At 74.9% G+C, this 16,290-nt stretch carries 14 protein-coding genes; 8 read left to right on the top strand and 6 right to left on the bottom strand.

The features are described from left to right. Nucleotides 1–60: 60 nt before the first annotated feature. Entirely contained in the window at nucleotides 61–2,118 is a 2,058-nt protein-coding gene (locus tag rosag_RS16320; RefSeq protein WP_284351221.1) for an Ig-like domain-containing protein, read from the top strand. A gap of 29 nt (nucleotides 2,119–2,147) precedes the next feature. Here rosag_RS16320 and rosag_RS16315 read toward each other — a convergent pair whose 3' ends face one another. The 3 genes from rosag_RS16315 to rosag_RS16305 all read right to left on the bottom strand — a co-directional run bounded on the left by rosag_RS16315 (nucleotide 2,148) and on the right by rosag_RS16305 (nucleotide 3,817). Further along, a complete protein-coding gene (locus tag rosag_RS16315) occupies nucleotides 2,148–2,585 on the bottom strand; it encodes a hypothetical protein (protein ID WP_284351220.1) in 438 nt (145 codons plus the stop codon). A 186-nt stretch (nucleotides 2,586–2,771) separates the two neighbouring features. Next, nucleotides 2,772–3,263, bottom strand: coding sequence for a MarR family winged helix-turn-helix transcriptional regulator (locus rosag_RS16310; RefSeq protein ID WP_284351219.1), 492 nt, complete (start codon nucleotides 3,261–3,263; stop codon nucleotides 2,772–2,774). Next, nucleotides 3,260–3,817, bottom strand: a complete 558-nt coding sequence (locus tag rosag_RS16305) for a PAS domain-containing protein (RefSeq protein WP_284351218.1) — start codon at nucleotides 3,815–3,817, stop codon at nucleotides 3,260–3,262. Before rosag_RS16305 ends, rosag_RS16310 begins: the two co-directional genes overlap by 4 nt. 194 nt (nucleotides 3,818–4,011) lie before the next feature. Between rosag_RS16305 and rosag_RS16300 the strand changes: the two genes are divergently transcribed. The 7 genes from rosag_RS16300 (at nucleotide 4,012) to rosag_RS16270 (ending at nucleotide 13,269) form a co-directional block, all read left to right on the top strand. Then, entirely contained in the window at nucleotides 4,012–5,181 is a 1,170-nt protein-coding gene (locus tag rosag_RS16300; RefSeq protein WP_284351217.1) for a chemotaxis protein CheB, read from the top strand. A gap of 26 nt (nucleotides 5,182–5,207) precedes the next feature. Then, complete coding sequence (locus tag rosag_RS16295) at nucleotides 5,208–7,085, top strand: CheR family methyltransferase (protein ID WP_284351216.1); 1,878 nt, start codon at nucleotides 5,208–5,210, stop codon at nucleotides 7,083–7,085. A 26-nt stretch (nucleotides 7,086–7,111) separates the two neighbouring features. Then, a complete protein-coding gene (locus rosag_RS16290; RefSeq protein WP_284351215.1) occupies nucleotides 7,112–8,176 on the top strand; it encodes a patatin-like phospholipase family protein in 1,065 nt (354 codons plus the stop codon). A 170-nt stretch (nucleotides 8,177–8,346) separates the two neighbouring features. After that, the gene (locus rosag_RS16285; RefSeq protein ID WP_284351214.1) at nucleotides 8,347–9,981 is read left to right on the top strand and encodes a S8 family peptidase; all 1,635 of its coding nucleotides are present in this window, start codon (nucleotides 8,347–8,349) and stop codon (nucleotides 9,979–9,981) included. 25 nt (nucleotides 9,982–10,006) lie between these two features. After that, entirely contained in the window at nucleotides 10,007–10,993 is a 987-nt protein-coding gene (locus rosag_RS16280; RefSeq protein ID WP_284351213.1) for an alpha/beta fold hydrolase, read from the top strand. 168 nt (nucleotides 10,994–11,161) lie between these two features. After that, a complete protein-coding gene (locus rosag_RS16275) occupies nucleotides 11,162–11,965 on the top strand; it encodes a matrixin family metalloprotease (protein ID WP_284351212.1) in 804 nt (267 codons plus the stop codon). 200 nt (nucleotides 11,966–12,165) lie between these two features. After that, a complete protein-coding gene (locus rosag_RS16270) occupies nucleotides 12,166–13,269 on the top strand; it encodes an NAD(P)/FAD-dependent oxidoreductase (protein WP_284351211.1) in 1,104 nt (367 codons plus the stop codon). Nucleotides 13,270–13,448: 179 nt separating this feature from the next. On the opposite strand, the gene rosag_RS16265 is transcribed toward rosag_RS16270, so the two are convergent. From rosag_RS16265 to rosag_RS16255, 3 genes are read right to left on the bottom strand one after another with little or no spacing between them, the layout of a single operon-like run. Then, complete coding sequence (locus tag rosag_RS16265; protein ID WP_284351210.1) at nucleotides 13,449–14,633, bottom strand: PDZ domain-containing protein; 1,185 nt, start codon at nucleotides 14,631–14,633, stop codon at nucleotides 13,449–13,451. A 41-nt stretch (nucleotides 14,634–14,674) separates the two neighbouring features. Beyond that, the gene (locus rosag_RS16260; protein ID WP_284351209.1) at nucleotides 14,675–15,502 is read right to left on the bottom strand and encodes a hypothetical protein; all 828 of its coding nucleotides are present in this window, start codon (nucleotides 15,500–15,502) and stop codon (nucleotides 14,675–14,677) included. Further along, nucleotides 15,483–16,235, bottom strand: a complete 753-nt coding sequence (locus rosag_RS16255; protein ID WP_284351208.1) for an RNA polymerase sigma factor — start codon at nucleotides 16,233–16,235, stop codon at nucleotides 15,483–15,485. The genes rosag_RS16260 and rosag_RS16255 overlap by 20 nt, the downstream gene beginning before the upstream one ends. Nucleotides 16,236–16,290 lie beyond the last annotated feature (55 nt).

The raw sequence follows: 16,290 nt of genomic DNA, 5'->3' as shown, positions 1-16,290 counted from the left end.
CGGTGCGCGGTGGCATGGACCTCGCCCCTGCACCCCTGCCACTGTCACCAGGGTGTGCCCATGCCTGCCTCTCCCTCGCGGACCCCACTCCGCGCCGCGTGTCGTCTGCTGCTCGTCCTGCTCGCCGCGTGCGGCGGCGGTGACGGTGCCGCTCCCACCGGCGCGCCGAGCGCCAGCGGATCGTCCGCGGCGCCGGCGGCGGTGCGCGTGGTGTCGGGCGCCGGCCAGTCGGGCGATCCGGGCAGCACCCTCGCGACGCCGCTCGTCGTGCAGGTGAGCAGCGCGAGCGGCGCGCCGGTCGCGGGCGTGCCGGTGACGTTCGTCGTCTCGTCGGGGAGCGCGACGGTCACCACGGGCACCGCCGTCACCGACGCCGCCGGCCGCGCGCAGACGCAGGTGGTGCTCGGCAGCGTCGCGGGTCCGGTGCAGGTCACCGCCAGCGTCGCCGGCACGTCGCTCACGACGACGCTCGGCGCCACGATCGCCGCCACGGCGACGGCATGCGATCCCGCGACGGCGGGCACGCTCACGCCCGGGCAGGTCATGGCGCCCGCCGGCACCACGCTGTGCGTCAACGGCGGTGCGACCGGCGGCGAGTTCGCGCTCGTCGCGTTCAACGCCGCCACCACGCCGCGCTCGCGCTCCGCGTTCGTGGTGCGGCCCACGGGGATCGAGACGGTGAGCGGCGCGCCGCTGCGCCCGAGCGCCAACGTCTTGGACGGGCGCCGCGCGCTGCTCGCCGCGATCGGCCAGCGTCCGGCGGGCGCCGCGTTCGGCGCGCGCGTGCGCGAGGCGGCCGCACGCGAGCTGCGGCCGCGCTTCGGCGCCGCGCGCGGGTGGCTGGCGTCGCGCGGCACCGCGGCCGAGGGGCCGCGCCGCGCGGTGATCCCCGGCAACGTCTCCGTCGGGCAGCTCGTGACGCTGAACGCCAACGGCGACGTCGCGTGCTCGCGTCCCGACAACCGCGTGTCGCGCGTCGCGGCCGTGTCGAATCGCGCCATCGTCGTCGCCGACACGACGAACCCGATGGGCGGCTTCACGGACGCGGACTACGCCGCCATCGCCGCGACGTTCGACACGCTGGTGTACGCGGTGGACGTGCGCAACTTCGGCGCGCCCACCGACATCGACGGCAACGGCAAGGTCGTGCTGTACTACACGGCCGCCGTGAACGCGCTGACGCCGAAGAACTCCGACTTCTACATCGGCGGCTTCTTCACCCCGCGCGACCTCTTCCCCACGCGCGGCACCTCCGCCTCGCCCGACGCCTGCGCCGCCAGCAACGTGGCCGAGATGTTCTACCTGCTGGTGCCCGATCCCGGCGGGATGATCAACGGCAACCGCTACTCCAAGTCGTTCGTCACCAACGTCACGATCGCGACCGTCGCGCACGAGTTCGAGCACCTCATCAACGCGTCGCGGCGGCTGTACGTGAACACGAGCGCCGACGACTACGAGGCGACGTGGCTGGACGAGGGGCTCGCGCACGTCGCGGAGGAGCTGGTGTTCCTCGCGCGCACGGGGCTGCAGCCGCGGCAGAACCTCGACGCGACGATGCTCCGCAGCACGCCGCCCATCGCCACCGCCTTCACCGAGCAGGCGATCGACAACTTCGACCGGCTGGGGCTCTTCCTGGAGGGGCCCACGCGCAACTCGCCGTACGCCGACGACGACTCGCTGGCGACGCGCGGCGCGACGTGGGCGTTCCTCCGCTACGCTGCCGACCAGCAGCAGGCGACCGCGCAGGAGACGCTCTGGCAGCGGCTCGTGAACGGGACCGCGAGCGGGCTGCCCAACCTGCATGCCGTCTTCGGCACCGACGTCGCGACGCGCTTCCGCGACTGGGCGACGATGCTCCTGATGGACGACGTGCCGGGCGCGGACGCGCGCTTCCAGATGCTCAGCTGGAACCTGCGCTCGGTGTTCGCGGCCATCGACGGCTCGGGCACGTACCCGTTGCAGACCACCGCGCTCGTGAGCGGATCCAGCAGCACGGCCAGCATCCTCGCCGGCGGCGCGGCGTACATGCGCTTCGGCGTCGGGGCCGGGCGCACGGCGTCGCTCACCTGGGAGGCGCTGCCGCCGACGGTGACGCTGTCGCTGGTGCGGCTGCGATAGGGGCGGCGGCGTACGGCGCGTCGCGTGCCCTACGCCGCCGGGTAGTAGGCGTCGATGCTCCAGCGCACCACGTCCTCCATCAGCGCGCGGCGCTCGCTCGGGTCGCACTCGGGCGGCAGCGCGGCGGCGACGGTCGACTTCACCAGCACCAGCATGCGCTGCGGCGGCTCGCCGTCGTCGTGGAGGTGCTGCACCAGCGCCGTCACGGACGCCCGCAGCTCGGCCCGCAGCGCCTGGGACTGGCGGATGGCCCGATCGGACGCCGCCAGCAGCGCCGAGCCGCGCGCGAACAGGGCCAGCAGCGTCTCCCGGTGCTCGCGCGACGCGGCGATGGACGCGCGCGCCCGCCGCAGCGTCTCGCCGACGTGCTCGCTCGTGCCGAGCAGCGGGGCGCGGCCGTCCACCCGCGGCTCCACGCGCCGCTCGACGTGCGTGGGGGCGCCGCGGCCCGGGGCGCGCCGATCCACGAACCGCTCGCCGGCGTCCCCGGCGTGGCCGGACGAACGATGGTGCTGATCGCGATCCTGCATGGTCCGTGTGCGGTTCGGCGTGCGTGCTCCTCGCGGTCCCGGCCAGCTCCCCCGCCCAGTGTAGCACCAACCGTTTGGATCGCAAGTATCGGCCCGCACGACGCGGGCGGCCCGCGGCACGGCTCAGCCGTCGGCGTCGTCGGTGTCGCCGGCCGGCTGCCGCAGCACCCGCGACAGCGCGTGCAGCGAGCGCACGAGCGTCGACGTCCGCGCCGGCCCCAGCGTCTCGACGGCCGCGGCGAGCCGGTCGGCGGCGATGGCGGGCGAGCGCCGCACCAGCGCGCGCCCTGCGGCGGTGATGCCGAGCTCCGTGCGGCGCCGGTCGTCGGCCGCGGGCGTGCGCTCCACCAGCCCCCGCTCCACCAGGCGCTGCACCACCACCGACGCCGAGCTCGGGTCGGTGTGCGTGCGCTCCGCCAGCTCGGCCAGCGACGACGCGGGCCGCTCGGCGAGGCGCTGCAGCGTGTGCAGCTGCGCGGGGTGCAGCCCCACGCGCTGCTCGGCCTCGCGGTCGGCCACGCGCAGCTGGCGCCCTACCGCGCGCAGCGCGTCCAGCAGTGCCTCCGCGTCGCTGGGCGCCGCGGTGGCGGTCGGGGAGCGGCGTCGGCCCGTCATCCGAGATCGACGGTGGAAGGGTGGGTCTCGGTGATCAGCCAGCCGAGCAGCCGCTCGCCGCGCTCGCCGTCGGGCAGGCGCGACACGCGCAGCCGGCAGTCCACCATGGCGCCCTCGCGTGGGAGCATCAGCATCGGCCATTCCTCCACGCCGGGCGCGTGCGCGGCGCGCTCGAGTGCCGTCCGGAACGCGCCCCGCTCGTCGAGCGCGACGTAGCACGCCATCGGCTTGCCGACGAGCGCGTTCACCGGCCGCCGCAGCAGCGCGCAGGCTGCGGCGTTCGCCTGCACCACGACCGCGTCGAGCGTGGTCACGAGGTAGGCCGCGGGCGCCAGCTCGAACAGCGCACGCCAGCGCGCCTCGCGGCCCTCCTGGGCCAGCTGCGCCTGCAGCAGGTCGTCGTTCTGCGCGCGCAGCTCCTCCTCGGCCTCGCCCAGCTCGGCCAGCGTCGCGTGCAGGAGCCCCGCGGCCGCGGCGGGCGCGGCCTGCGTCGCGTGCTGGCGGCGCGCCCGCAGCGCGTCCGCGTACTCGGCGTAGTCGGAGATGGTCGGCACGTGGCTCCGGGACGGAAGGGGAGCGCCGCGCGGCGCGGGGCTCGTGTCGCGACGCGGCTCGTCGCGCACACCTTGCAACGCTATCGCGTGGGACGCGCCGGCGCACCATCGGCGCTCCCGCGTCGCACTTCCGGCGGCTATTCTAGCAGCTCTGCATCCGGCCATGTACGCCGGTCCTCACTACCCCCCTCGCGATGCCCACTCCGCCGCTCGTCGTCGTCGGCGCTTCCGCCGGCGGGGTGGAGGCACTGTCCGAGCTCGTCCGGGGCCTGCCCGCCGACCTCCCGGCCGCCGTCCTCGTGGTCCTGCACATCCCGGCCCAGGCGCCCAGCGTGCTGCCGCGCATCCTGGCGCGCGCCGGCCATCTCCCCGCCGACACGGCGCGCGACGGCGACGTGCTGCAGGGTGGCCGCGTCTACGTGGCGCCGCCGGACTGCCACATGATCGTCGACGGCGACCGGCTGCGCCTCGTCCGCGGGCCGCGCGAGAACGGCCACCGCCCCGCCATCGATCCGCTCTTCCGCAGCGCGGCGCGGATGCACGGCGGCCGCGTCGCCGGCGTGGTGCTCACCGGCAACCTCGGCGACGGCTCGCTGGGGCTCGCGCAGGTGAAGGACCACGGCGGCGTGGCGATCGTGCAGTCGCCGGCCGAGGCGCTCTATCCCGGCATGCCGCGCTCGGCGCTGACGCACGTGGACGTGGACTACGTGCTTCCCGTCGCCGGGATCGCCACCACCCTCGTGCAGCTGATGCCCGCGCTCGCCGCGCAGCCGGCTTCCGTGATGGCGAGCGCCCCTGACCGCGATCCGACCATGTCCACTTCGGACGATCCGGGCGCGCCGCCTCGCGACGAGGTGGAGCGCGTCGGCACCGAGGCCGTGGATGCGAGCGTCGCCACGAACGAGGAGCTGGGCGGCCGCATCTCGCACTTCACCTGCCCGGAATGCAGCGGCTCCCTGTGGGAGATCCGCGACGGCCGGCAGGTGCGCTTCCGCTGCCGCGTCGGGCACTCCTACAGCGAGCCCGCGCTGGTGCACGCCAAGGACGAGGCGCTGGAGGCGGCCATGTGGACCGCCGTCACCGCGCTCGAGGAGAACGCCTCCCTCTCGCGCCGGCTGGCCGAGCGGTTCGCGAGCGGCGGGCGGGCGACCGCGGCGCACAGCTTCGAGCGGCGCGCGCAGGAGCTGGAGGCGCGCGCGCGGGCCGTGCGCGAGGTGCTCGAGGCCGTGCCGCCCGAGCCGCTGGACGCCGCCGCCGACGCGGCCGCCATCGCGGAGGCGAGCGCGCTCGAGCGCGACGACGTCACCATCGACGGCGTCGTCGACGACGTGATGCGCGACCTGCCCACCCCCGGCCGCTCCTGATCCCGCGCCACCGCTCCGCCGCACCGATGTCCGCCCCCGAGACCGCCACGCCGCCCGACGACGACGAGTTCGAGCAGCTGCTCGAGCACCTCCGCAGCACCCGCGGCCTGGAGCTCGGGGGCTACAAGCGGATCGGGCTCATGCGGCGCGTCGCCAAGCGCATGCGCAGCGTCGGCGTCGAGTCGTTCGGCGAGTACATCAGCTACCTGCAGGCGCACGACGACGAGTTCTCGCAGCTGTTCAACACGCTCCTGATCAACGTGACTGCCTTCTTCCGCGACGACGTGCCCTGGGAGTACCTCCGCACGGAGGTCATCCCGCGGCTGCTCGAGCAGCGCCTGCCCTCCGACCCGATCCGCATCTGGTGCGCCGGCTGCGCGACCGGCGAGGAGGCGTACACGCTCGCGATCGTGCTCGCCGAGGCGATCGGGCCCGACCAGTTCCGCGAGCGCGCGAAGGTGTACGCCACGGACCTCGACGACGACGCGCTGGCGCAGGCGCGCCAGGGCGCGTACACGGAGCGCGACGTCGAGGGCGTGCCGCCCGAGCTGCTGGACCGCTACTTCGAGCGCTACGATCAGCGCTACGTGTTCCGCAAGGACCTGCGGCGCTCGATCATCTTCGGGCGCAACGACCTGCTGCAGGACGCGCCGATCTCGCGCATCGACCTGCTGGCGTGCCGCAACACGCTGATGTACTTCGACGCGCCCACGCAGGCGAAGATCCTCACGCGCTTCCACTTCGCGCTCAACGACGACGGCTTCCTCTTCCTCGGCCGCGCCGAGACGCTGCTGACGCACAACTCGCTGTTCGCGCCGCTCGACCTGCGCCGCCGCGTGTTCACCAAGGTGCCGCGCTACCCGTCGCGCGACCGCGCGTTCGTGATGGCGCGCGGCGCGCGCGTGCCGCTGCTGGCCGGCGACGCCCCCGACCGCCTCGTGCTCGGCGCCGCCTTCGACACGGGGAACGTCGCGCAGTTCGTGGTGGACCGCACGGGCCGGCTCGTGCTCGTCAACGGCCGCGCGCGCGCGCTCTTCCAGCTCGGGACGGCGGACATCGGCCGCCCGCTGCAGGACCTCGAGGTCTCGTACCGCCCGTTCGAGCTGCGCTCCGCGATCGACCAGGCGTACGCCGACGCGCTGTCGGTGACGCGCAGCGAGGTGCCGTGGCGCGCGCCGAACGGCGACCAGCGCTGGTTCGACATCGTCATCGTCCCCATCGCGACGCCGGGCGGCGAGGCCGCCGGCGCCAGCGTCTCGTTCGTAGAGGTCACGCGCTACAAGCAGATGCAGCACCAGCTCGAGGAGTCGCAGGCCGAGCTGGAGACCGCGTACCAGGAGCTGCAGTCCACCAACGAGGAGCTCGAGACTACGAACGAGGAGCTGCACTCCACCGTCGAGGAGCTGGAGACGACGAACGAGGAGCTGCAGTCCACGAACGAGGAGCTCGAGACGATGAACGAGGAGCTCCAGTCGACCAACGAGGAGCTGCAGACGATCAACGACGAGCTGCGCGTGCGCAGCGAGGAGCTGAACCGGCTGAACGCGTTCCTCGAGTCGGTGTTCACCAGCCTGCGGGCCGGCGTCGCGGTGCTCGACCGCGAGCTGCGCGTCCTGGTCTGGAACAGCAACGCCGAGGACCTGTGGGGGCTGCGCGCCGACGAGGTGGAGCAGACGAACTTCCTCGGCCTCGACATCGGGCTGCCCGTCGCGCAGCTGCTGCCGACGATCCGCGCCTGCCTCGCGGGCGAGCAGACGAACGCCGCGATCGCGCTGCCGGCCACCAACCGCCGCGGCCGCGCGATCACCTGCCAGACGACCGTCGTGCCGCTCGTGGGGCGCGGCGACGAGCGGCCCCAGGGCGTGATCGTGATGATGACCGAGGAGCCGGCGCCGGCCGCGTGATCGGCGCCTGACGCGCGCTCGGCCCGATGGCATCCGCCCTCACCCTCCGCGCCGGTCCCGCGGCGCTCGCGCTCGTGCGCGAGCGCGGCCTGCGCGCCGAGGACGTCGACGTCCTGCCCGGCGCGTCCGGCGGCGCGAAGTGGCTCGCCCTCGCGGGGCTCGACCGCTTCCTCTTCGGCGAGCTCCTGCAGGCGCCGCGCACGCGCCCGCTGCACCTCATCGGCTCGTCCATCGGCAGCTGGCGGATGGCGTGCCTCGCGCAGCGCGATCCGGTCGCGGCGCTCGCGCGCGGGCACCACGCGTACATCTACGAGCAGCGCTACTCGCCGAAGCCGTCCACGCGCGAGGTGACCGAGGTCCTCACGCGCGCGCTCGACCTGCTGCTCGGCCCCAGCGGCGTGGACGAGATCCTGTCGCATCCGTGGGCGCGGCTGCACGTCATCACGGCCGAGGGGCGCGGGCTGGCGGCGAGCGAGCGGCGGATGCTGCTGACCGCGGGGCTGGCCATCGCCGCCGCGGGCAACCTGCTCGCGCGGCGCACGCTCGCGCTGCAGATGCGGCGCTGCATCTTCCACTCGGCCGGCGACGTGACGCCGTTCGCGCACCTGTCCGACCTGCCGACGACGCACGTCGCGCTGACGCGCGAGAACCTGCGCGCCGCGCTGCTGGCGTCCGGCTCGATTCCGCTGCTGGTGGACGGCGTGAAGATCCCCGGCACGCCGCGCGGCGTGTACTGGGACGGCGGGGTGCTCGACTACCACCTGGACCTCGACTTCGGCGCGGGCGAGGGGCTGGTGCTCTACCCGCACTTCTACGCGCACGTCGTCCCCGGCTGGTTCGACAAGGGGCTGCGCTGGCGACTGGCGCGCGGCGACAACTTCCGGCGCGCGCTGCTGATCGCGCCGAGCGACGCCTTCGTGGCGGCGCTGCCGGGCGGGAAGATCCCGGACCGCCGCGACTTCTACGGCATGCCCGAGGCGGAGCGCATGCGCCGCTGGCAGGCGGTGGTGGACGCGAGCGCGCGGCTGGGCGACGAGCTGCGCGAGCTGCTGGCGACGGGGCGGCTGGCGGACGCGGTGAAGCCCTGGTGACGCGCGCTCTGACGGGCTGAGGCGGAGCGCGCACCGCGCCTGAACGGCATCGCGACGCGGCGCCGCTGGCGCGCGCGCGCGTCACTCCGCAGACTGCGTGGTTCACGTTCGCACGTCGTCGCGCGTCGCCCGTTCCGGTGCCGCGCTCCGCATTCCCGTGTCCCGTCGCGATGTCGCTCCGCCGCTGGGCTCCCGCCCTCCTCGTCATTGCCGCGTGCGCTCCGGCGCGCGGCCCCGTCGCCCCGGCGCCGACGCCCGAGCCCACTCCCGCGCCCGCCACGCCGGCCCCAGCGCCGGCGCCCGTCGCGGCCACCGGTCCGGCGCCCGACTGGCACCTGCGCGACCCCGCCACCGACGGCGTCCCGGGCACCGGCGCCGCGCGCGCGCTGCGCGAGCTGCTGAACGGCGCGGCGCCCAGGCGCACCGTCGTCGTCGCGGTCATCGACGGCGGCGTCGACACGGCGCACGTCGCGCTGCGTCCGTCGCTCTCGACCAACAAGGGCGAGCAGCCCAACAACCGCGCCGACGACGACGGCAACGGCTACGTCGACGACGTGCGCGGCTGGAACTTCATCGGCGGCGCGGACGGCCGGAACGTCGATCACGAGCGCCTCGAGATCGCGCGCCTGGCCGCGGGCTGCCGGCGCGGCGAGCCGTCGCGCGTGGAGGTCGCCTGCCCCGTGCTGCAGCAGCGCTTCGACTCCATGCGCACCGAGGCGTCGGGGCTGCAGACGCAGTACGCCGCGCTGGGCGCGGCGCTCGACGCGGCCGTCGCGACGCTTGCGTCGGCGATGAGCGTCCCGGCCGACCAGGTGACGCAGGCGCGCGTGACCGCGTTCCGGCCGGCGAACGAGGCGCAGCAGCGCGCGAAGGCGCAGTTCCTCTACCTCGCCACCAACGGCGTCACGCCCGAGGCGCTGAAGGACGCCCGCGAGGCGATGGACGCGCGCGTGAAGTACGAGCTCAATCTCGACTTCGATCCGCGCGCCATCGTCGGCGACACGCCGGCCAGCGGGCGCCGCTACGGCAACGGCGACGTGACGGGCCCGGACGCGAGCCACGGCAGCCACGTCGCCGGCATCATCGCCGCGGCGCGCGGCGACAGCGGCACGGTCGGCATCGCGCCCGGCGTCGTGATCCTGCCCGTGCGCGCGATCCCCAACGGCGACGAGCGCGACAAGGACGTCGCCAACGCGATCCGCTACGCGGTCGATCGCGGCGCGAACATCATCAACATGAGCTTCGGCAAGGGCTACTCGCCCGAGAAGGCGACGGTCGACAGCGCCGTGCGCTACGCCGAGTCGAAGGGCGTGCTCATGGTGCACGCGGCGGGGAACGACGCGGAGGACGCCGACGACCATCCGAGCTTCCCGCTCGCCGACTACACGGGCGGCGGGCGCGCGAGCACCTGGATCGAGGTGGGCGCGTCGTCGTGGAAGGGGGGCGAGGCGCTGGCCGCGCCCTTCTCCAACTACGGGCAGAAGCGCGTGGACCTGTTCGCGCCGGGCGTCGACATCCTCTCGACCGTGCCGGGCGGGAAGTACAAGCGGGAGGACGGCACGAGCATGGCCGCGCCCGTGGTGAGCGGCGTTGCCGCGCTGCTGATGGCGCACTTCCCGACGCTCACCGCGGCCGACGTGAAGCGCATCCTCCTGCAGACGGTGACGCGCTACGCCGACCGGCAGGTGACGGTGCCCGGTGGCGCCGAGCGCGCGGCGTTCGGCACGCTGTCGGCCACCGGCGGCGTGGTGAACGCGTACGAGGCGGTGAAGAAGGCGATGGACGAGACGCGCACCCGTCCGTGAGCCGCTGCCTCGTGAGCCGCCGCCCGTGAGCTCCAGCTCCCTCGCGCCGTCCGGCGAGGTGCACGACGCGGCTCCGCTGGCCGCGGCACCGGACGCCGGCGACACGCCGCGCGCCCGCTTCCTCGCCCATCGCAGCGCCGCCGGCCGCTCCCCGCGGCTGACGCGGCACGCCGTGCGCGCGCGCGGATTGGAGTTCGCGGTCTGGACGTCGCCACCGGTGCCGGGCGCCGTGCCGCTCGTGGCGGTGAACGGCGGGCTGCTCTTCGACCACCGGAGCCTCTGGCCGACGCTCGCGCCGCTGGCCGCGCGCCGGCAGGTGATCCTCTACGACCAGCGCGGCCGCGGGCGGTCCGCGCCCCCGCCGGGCGTCCGCGCCGCGCGCATCGAGCACGACGCCGGCGACCTCCCCGCCATCCGCCAGGCGCTGGGCCTGGAGCGCTGGGACCTCCTCGGCCACTCGTGGGGCGGCGGGATCGCCATGCTCGCCGCCGCGCAGGACCCGGGCGTCCGCCGGCTCGTCCTCGTCGACGCGGTGGGCGTGACGGGCGACTGGCTGCCGGGGCTCCACGCGGCGGGCCTCGAGCGGCTCGGCGCGCAGGACCCGGAGGCGGCCGACCGGCTGGCGGCGTTCGACCCCGACGTGCTGGGCGATCCGGACCCGGAGACGCACGCCGACTACACGATGGCGTTCTACCCGGCGTGGTTCGCCGACCCGACGCTCGCCCCCCTGATCCCGACCACGCGGGCCCTCAGCCCGACCGGCGCCGCGGTGGTCGCCCGCCTCCGCCGCGAGGGCTACGACTGGCGCGACGCGCTGCGTGCCCTTTCGGCCCCATCGCTCGTCCTCCACGGTGAACGCGACGTGCTCCCGGCCGCCCAGGCCCGGCGCACCGTCGCGCAGCTCCCCGGGTCGCGCCTGATCGTCCTCGCGGACGCCGGCCACATGCCCTTCTGGGAGGCGCCCGACCGCTTCTTCCCCCTCGTCGCGTCGTTCCTGGACGACGCGGCCTGACCGCACGCCCGCAGTCGTCACACCCGCAGTCGTCACACCCGCAGCACCCCGCAGGCCCCCCGCCCGACCCCCTCGTTCGACCCGCTCGACCCCTCGAAGGACCCGCAGTCCCGCAGCTCGCGGCCGCCAGGCCGTCCCGTCGTCCCGCGCCTCCCACCCGCGCGATCCATGCAGCGCACCGAGCTCTCCCTCCTCGGCGCCCTCGGCGCCCTTGCCCTCTTCGTCGGCGCGCAGGCGTACGCGTCGGCGCATCCGCACCGCACCGAGAGCGTGTCGTCGGGGTCCGTGGGCAGCGTCACGCGCGGCCTGCGCAAGGACCGCCCGGGCAGCCGCAGCGTCCGCGAGACGGAGCGCGACCACGCGCACGCCGTGGCCGTGGAGCTCTCGAAGTCGCGCACCCTGAACCGCGACGAGGTCCGCCGCCGCATCCAGATGGCGGAGGAGGGCACGTACATCGGCGAGCTGCTGCTCGACCGCGACTCCGCCCTCACGCGCTGGCCCGACCGCGCGGAGCGCCCGCTGCGCGTGTTCATCGGCAACGGCGACGGCATGACCGGCTGGAAGGACGAGTACCGCCAGCAGGTCCGCCAGGCGTTCGAGGCGTGGCAGCACGCGGGCATCCCGGTGCGCTTCACCTTCGTCGCGGACTCCGTCGGCTCCGACGTGCACGTGACCTGGATCGACCGCTTCACCGATCCGATCTCGGGCAAGACGCTCTGGTCGCGCGACGACCGCTGGTGGATCGTCGACGCCGACATCACGCTCGCGCTGCACCACCGCGACGGCGACCCGCTGGACGCGCAGCAGACGCGCGCGATCGCGCTCCACGAGATCGGCCACCTGCTGGGACTCGACCACACGACCGACGCGACGAACATCATGGCGCCGCGCGTGCGGGTGCGGGACCTGTCGGCGGCGGACAAGGCCACCGTCCAACTGCTGTATTCCGTGCCGGCCGGGCGAGTCCGATAAGGCGGAGGACGGAACCGCGGAGGACGGAACGGCGGAAACCGGAACGGCGTGAAACGGAACGGCGGACCTCTCGGCTCGATGCTTCGAGCTCGAAGGGCCCGCCTCTTCGTTTCACGCCCTTCCGTCCTCCGCCTCATCGTTCTCCGCCGTTCCGTCCTCCGCCGTTTCGGGCGGTTCCGAACTTGCCCCCGCGACCCCCCATGTCGCACAAGATCCACGATGTCGCCATCGTCGGCGGCGGCCCCGCCGGCCTCTCCGCCGCTGTCTGGCTCGGCCGCTATCTCCACGACGTCGTCCTCATCGACTCCGGCGACCCGCGCAACTGGGAGACGCGCGGCGTGAACGGCTACCTCGGCCTCCCCGGCATCCGCCCGTCGGAGTTGCGCGGCGCCGGGCGCGACGAGGCGCGGAAGTACGGCGTCACCCTCGCCGACGGGTTCGTCGTGCGCGCCACCCGCGAGGGCGACGAGCGCTTCGTCCTCGAGTGGGACCCGATGCCCACCACGAAGGCCGAGGAGGACCGGACGGGCCCGGGGACGCCGCGACGCCCGGACGACAACGAGCCCTGCGAGCGCACGCGGACGCTCGTCGCGCGACGCGTGCTGCTCGCCATCGGACTGAAGGACGTGTGGCCGCGCGTCCCCGGGCTCGAGCAGGTCTACGGCGACCGCGCGCACGTCTGCCCCGACTGCGACGGCTACGAGGCGCGCGGGAAGAAGACCGTGATCCTCGGGCGCGGCCGCAAGGCGGTCGGCATGGCGCTCAACCTCACGACCTGGACGCGCGACCTCGTCATCTGCACCAACGGCGAGCCGCTCGGCGCCGAGCCGGACGTCGAGGCCAAGCTCGCGCCGCTCGGGATCGCGGTGCGCACCGAGCCCGTGCTCGGCATCGCGCTGCGCGAAGGGACGCTCCGCTCGCTGCAGTTCGCCGACGGCACGACCCTCGGCTGCGAGAAGATCTTCTTCGCCATCGGCCAGTACCCGAGCGACGACCTCGGCGCGCAGCTCGGCTGCGCGCGCGACCCCGACGGCCACATCGAGGTCGACGACGCCTACCACACCTCGGTGCGCAACGTCTTCGCCGCCGGCGACATCGTGCCCGGCCCGCAGCTCGGCATCGCCGCGGCGGCGGACGGCGCCATCGCCGCGCTGGCGATCCACAAGTCGCTCGTCCCCGAGGAGCGGAAGCTCAAGCGCCAGCGTCCCAGCGAGGACGCCAAGCCGCACCGCGCGCAGCCGCCGCACCCGGAGGACGAGGACGCAGCGGCGCCGCCCTGGCAGGAGACGACCACCGCGCCCTGAGCGCGGAGCACCGGTCGGCGAACGGCTCTGACAGGATTGGACGGATTAGACGGACAAGGTCTGATGTACGCTCCTCGCGGCGCACGGAGCCACGCGCTTGGAGGAGTTCACATCAGATCTTGTCCGTCAATCCGTTTGAATCCTGTCTGCTGTTGTAGTTCGGGTCCGCCGCGACGGCGCTACCAGCGCAGCGTGACGTCCTTCTCCTGTCCGCGGCGGTCCACCTTCAGCACCAGCGCGCGCGCCTCGGTCACGCGGAGCACCATGCGGTGCAGCGCGGTCGGCGTCAGCACCTCCATCCCGTTGGCGCGCACGATCACGTCGCCGCCGCGGAGCCCCGCCTGCGCCGCGGGCGTGCCGGGCAGCACCTTCACCACCAGCAGGCCGCGCGCGTCGGCGCGCAGCGCCTCGCGCAGGTCGTCGTCGGCCGCCACCACCTGCGCGCCCACCACCACCGACGGCCCGCCGTAGCCGATGACGTACGGCACCGGCGGCAGCGCGGGCGCCGGCGCGGGCGCCTCGCCCCACACGGCCGGCGGCGTGGGCGTCGACGGCGCCACGGGCGCGCTCGGCGCCGCGGCGGGCGTCACGCTCCCGTACACGCGCGGCGGCCGCGGCGTCCGTACCTCGACCCGCTCGCCCGGCCCCACCCGCTCGGTGATGACCGTCTGCCCGTTGGCGGTGCGCTCGGTGTAGACGCGCACCTGCCCCTCCACCGGGATCGACCGGAAGAAGGTGTACGTCGGCCGCTCCGCCACGACGATGGGCTTCACCATCGTCCGGCCGTCGCGGCGCACCGTGACCTTCAGCGTCTGCCCGGGGACCAGCAGCTTGTCGAGCTCCACCTCCCCGGCCTTCACCAGGTCGCGCCCGGCGTAGGCGACGATCGTGTCGCCCGCGGCCAGCCCGCCCTTCTCCGCCGGCGACCCCGGCTCCACGGTGACCACCACCGGATACGCGCAGTAGCGCACCAAGCGGCCCGCGGGCGTCATCCGCAGGTCCGACACGTCCACCGTGCTGATGCCCAGCCACCCCGACGGCCGCCGGAGCAGCACGCGCGCCGTGCGCGGCGCCTCGGCGGCCGGCGCCTGCCCCGCCATCGAGCGGCGCACCATCTCGCGCTCCGCCGCCTCCACCCGCCGGCGCGCCTCGGCGCTCGCGGCGGTGCGCGTCGGCGCCGTCGCGTCGCACGGGCCCACCTGCGCCATCGACGGCAGGAGCGTCATCGCCCCCGTGCCACCGCCGCCCACGGCCCCCTGCGCGCCGGCCGGCCGCACCGCCGCCGCCGACGCGGCCGCCGCGCCCACCAGCGCGAGCCGCCGCGCGGCGAGCCGCGTCCGTCCGGTTCCTGCGCGTCCCTGCATGCCTGCCTCTCCCGTCACAGCGTGTCCTTCTCCGAATTCGATCAGTAGCCGTTCACGCGCGCGCCCACCGGCAGCGTGCGGCCCAGCTGCCGCAGCGTCGACTCGCGCACGTCGTAGGTCGTGAGGTAGACCTGGTTCAGCACCGGGTCCTGCGGCGCCTCGTTCAGCGCCTCGCGCACGCGCGGCATCATGTCGTCCAGCGCCGCGAGGCGCGCGCGCAGCACGTCGGAGCTGCCGACCGCCGCGCTCGAGTCGTGCTCCGCCAGGAAGACGGCCGCCCGCTGGTAGTCGCGCTGCGCGCGCGCCAGCACCTGCGACGCCTCGTCCACCGACGCGAAGCTCGACGCCCCGGCCGTCAGCAGCGCGTCGCCCGCCGGGACGTCCGCGGTCGCCACGGCCGGCGCCGCCGCATCGGTGAGCGGCAGCGCGGGCGCTCCGACGCTCACGCGCCCGGCCGCCGCGCCACCCGCCACGAACAGCGCCGCCGCGGCCACCCGCCGCAGCGCCGCCCCGCTCAACGCGCCGCCGAACGCGCGCCGCGCAGGCGACGCCATCGGGCGCGCGGTGGGCAGCGGGAGCACGCGGACGTCCGGGTGCTCGACGGGCGACGCCACCGGGGAGGTCAGCAGCCCCTCGGCCCGCAGCGCGGTGGAGAGCGACGCCCACGACGTGAGCGGCTCGGCCTCCCGGCCATCGAGGTCGTATCCGTCGGCGGCCGCGCGCCCCTCGCGCTGCGCCAGCGCGAGCAGCGCCACGTAGGCGTCGCGCTCGCGGCGGCAGGCGAGGCAGTGCGCCAGGTGCGCGCCTTCCTCGGCGGTGGGGGCTTCGTCGGCGAGCGCGGCGAGGCGCTCAGGATCGAGGTGCAGCATGCGCGGATTGGAGCGGTTGGAGCGAGGCGAGCTTGGAGAGCGCGGATGGTGAGCGGTGCGTGCCGGAGGTCGTCAGGGCGGCGGCACGCTCACCGCCCCCGTGTCCGGAGGACGAGCTGCCGGCCGGCGGGCCGGTCGCGCCGTCCACCAGATGCCCCAGCAGGCGGCGCAGCTTCGCGCGCGCCTTGAACAGCTGCGACTTCGACCCGCCCGAGGTGATGCCCAGCGACTCGGCGATCTCCTCGTGCGTGTAGCCCTCCACGTCGTGCAGCAGGAACACCTGCCGGGCGCCCGGCGCGAGCTGCCGCGTCGCCTCCTCGATGGTCGCGGCGAGCAGCGCGCGCTCCCCCTCCGGCTCGACGGCGGAGGCGGCCAGGGCCGCGCGCACCGCGCCCGCCCCGCCCCCACTCCCCCGCGCCTCGTCGGCGTCGAGCGCCTCGTCCAGCGAGGCTTCGTGCTTGCCCAGCCGGCGCACCCGCCGGAGGGCGTTGAGCGTGCGGTTCACCGCGATGCGGTGCGCCCAGGTGCCGAACTGCGAGTCGCCCCGCCACGACGGCAGCGCGCGGAAGATCTGGATCCAGACCTCCTGCGCGACGTCCGCGGCCTGGTCGGGATCCCCGACCAGACGGCGCACGACCGCGTCCACGTGCGGGGCGTGGCGCGTCCAGAGGAGGCGCATCGCCCGCTCGTCGCCGTCGAGGGCGCGTCGGACCAGGTGAGCGTCGGAGTCCATGTTCGTGGGATTGGTCACCCGCTGACCTACGCGGGGTTTCCTTCGAGTGTTGCCG

This window comes from Roseisolibacter agri, from assembly GCF_030159095.1.
GTDB classification, from domain to species: Bacteria; Gemmatimonadota; Gemmatimonadetes; order Gemmatimonadales; family Gemmatimonadaceae; genus Roseisolibacter; species Roseisolibacter agri.
The sequence above is the reverse complement of the archived record's forward strand: the minus strand, read 5'-3'. Positions and strand labels throughout refer to the sequence as shown.

Coding starts and splice junctions, on each gene's coding strand:
- rosag_RS16320 (WP_284351221.1), top strand. CDS start 61: ATGCCTGCCTCTCCCTCGCGGACCCCACTCCGCGCCGCGTGTCGTCTG.
- rosag_RS16310 (WP_284351219.1), bottom strand. CDS start 3,263: ATGACGGGCCGACGCCGCTCCCCGACCGCCACCGCGGCGCCCAGCGAC.
- rosag_RS16300 (WP_284351217.1), top strand. CDS start 4,012: ATGCCCACTCCGCCGCTCGTCGTCGTCGGCGCTTCCGCCGGCGGGGTG.
- rosag_RS16295 (WP_284351216.1), top strand. CDS start 5,208: ATGTCCGCCCCCGAGACCGCCACGCCGCCCGACGACGACGAGTTCGAG.
- rosag_RS16290 (WP_284351215.1), top strand. CDS start 7,112: ATGGCATCCGCCCTCACCCTCCGCGCCGGTCCCGCGGCGCTCGCGCTC.
- rosag_RS16285 (WP_284351214.1), top strand. CDS start 8,347: ATGTCGCTCCGCCGCTGGGCTCCCGCCCTCCTCGTCATTGCCGCGTGC.
- rosag_RS16275 (WP_284351212.1), top strand. CDS start 11,162: ATGCAGCGCACCGAGCTCTCCCTCCTCGGCGCCCTCGGCGCCCTTGCC.
- rosag_RS16270 (WP_284351211.1), top strand. CDS start 12,166: ATGTCGCACAAGATCCACGATGTCGCCATCGTCGGCGGCGGCCCCGCC.
- rosag_RS16265 (WP_284351210.1), bottom strand. CDS start 14,633: ATGCAGGGACGCGCAGGAACCGGACGGACGCGGCTCGCCGCGCGGCGG.
- rosag_RS16260 (WP_284351209.1), bottom strand. CDS start 15,502: ATGCTGCACCTCGATCCTGAGCGCCTCGCCGCGCTCGCCGACGAAGCC.
- rosag_RS16255 (WP_284351208.1), bottom strand. CDS start 16,235: ATGGACTCCGACGCTCACCTGGTCCGACGCGCCCTCGACGGCGACGAG.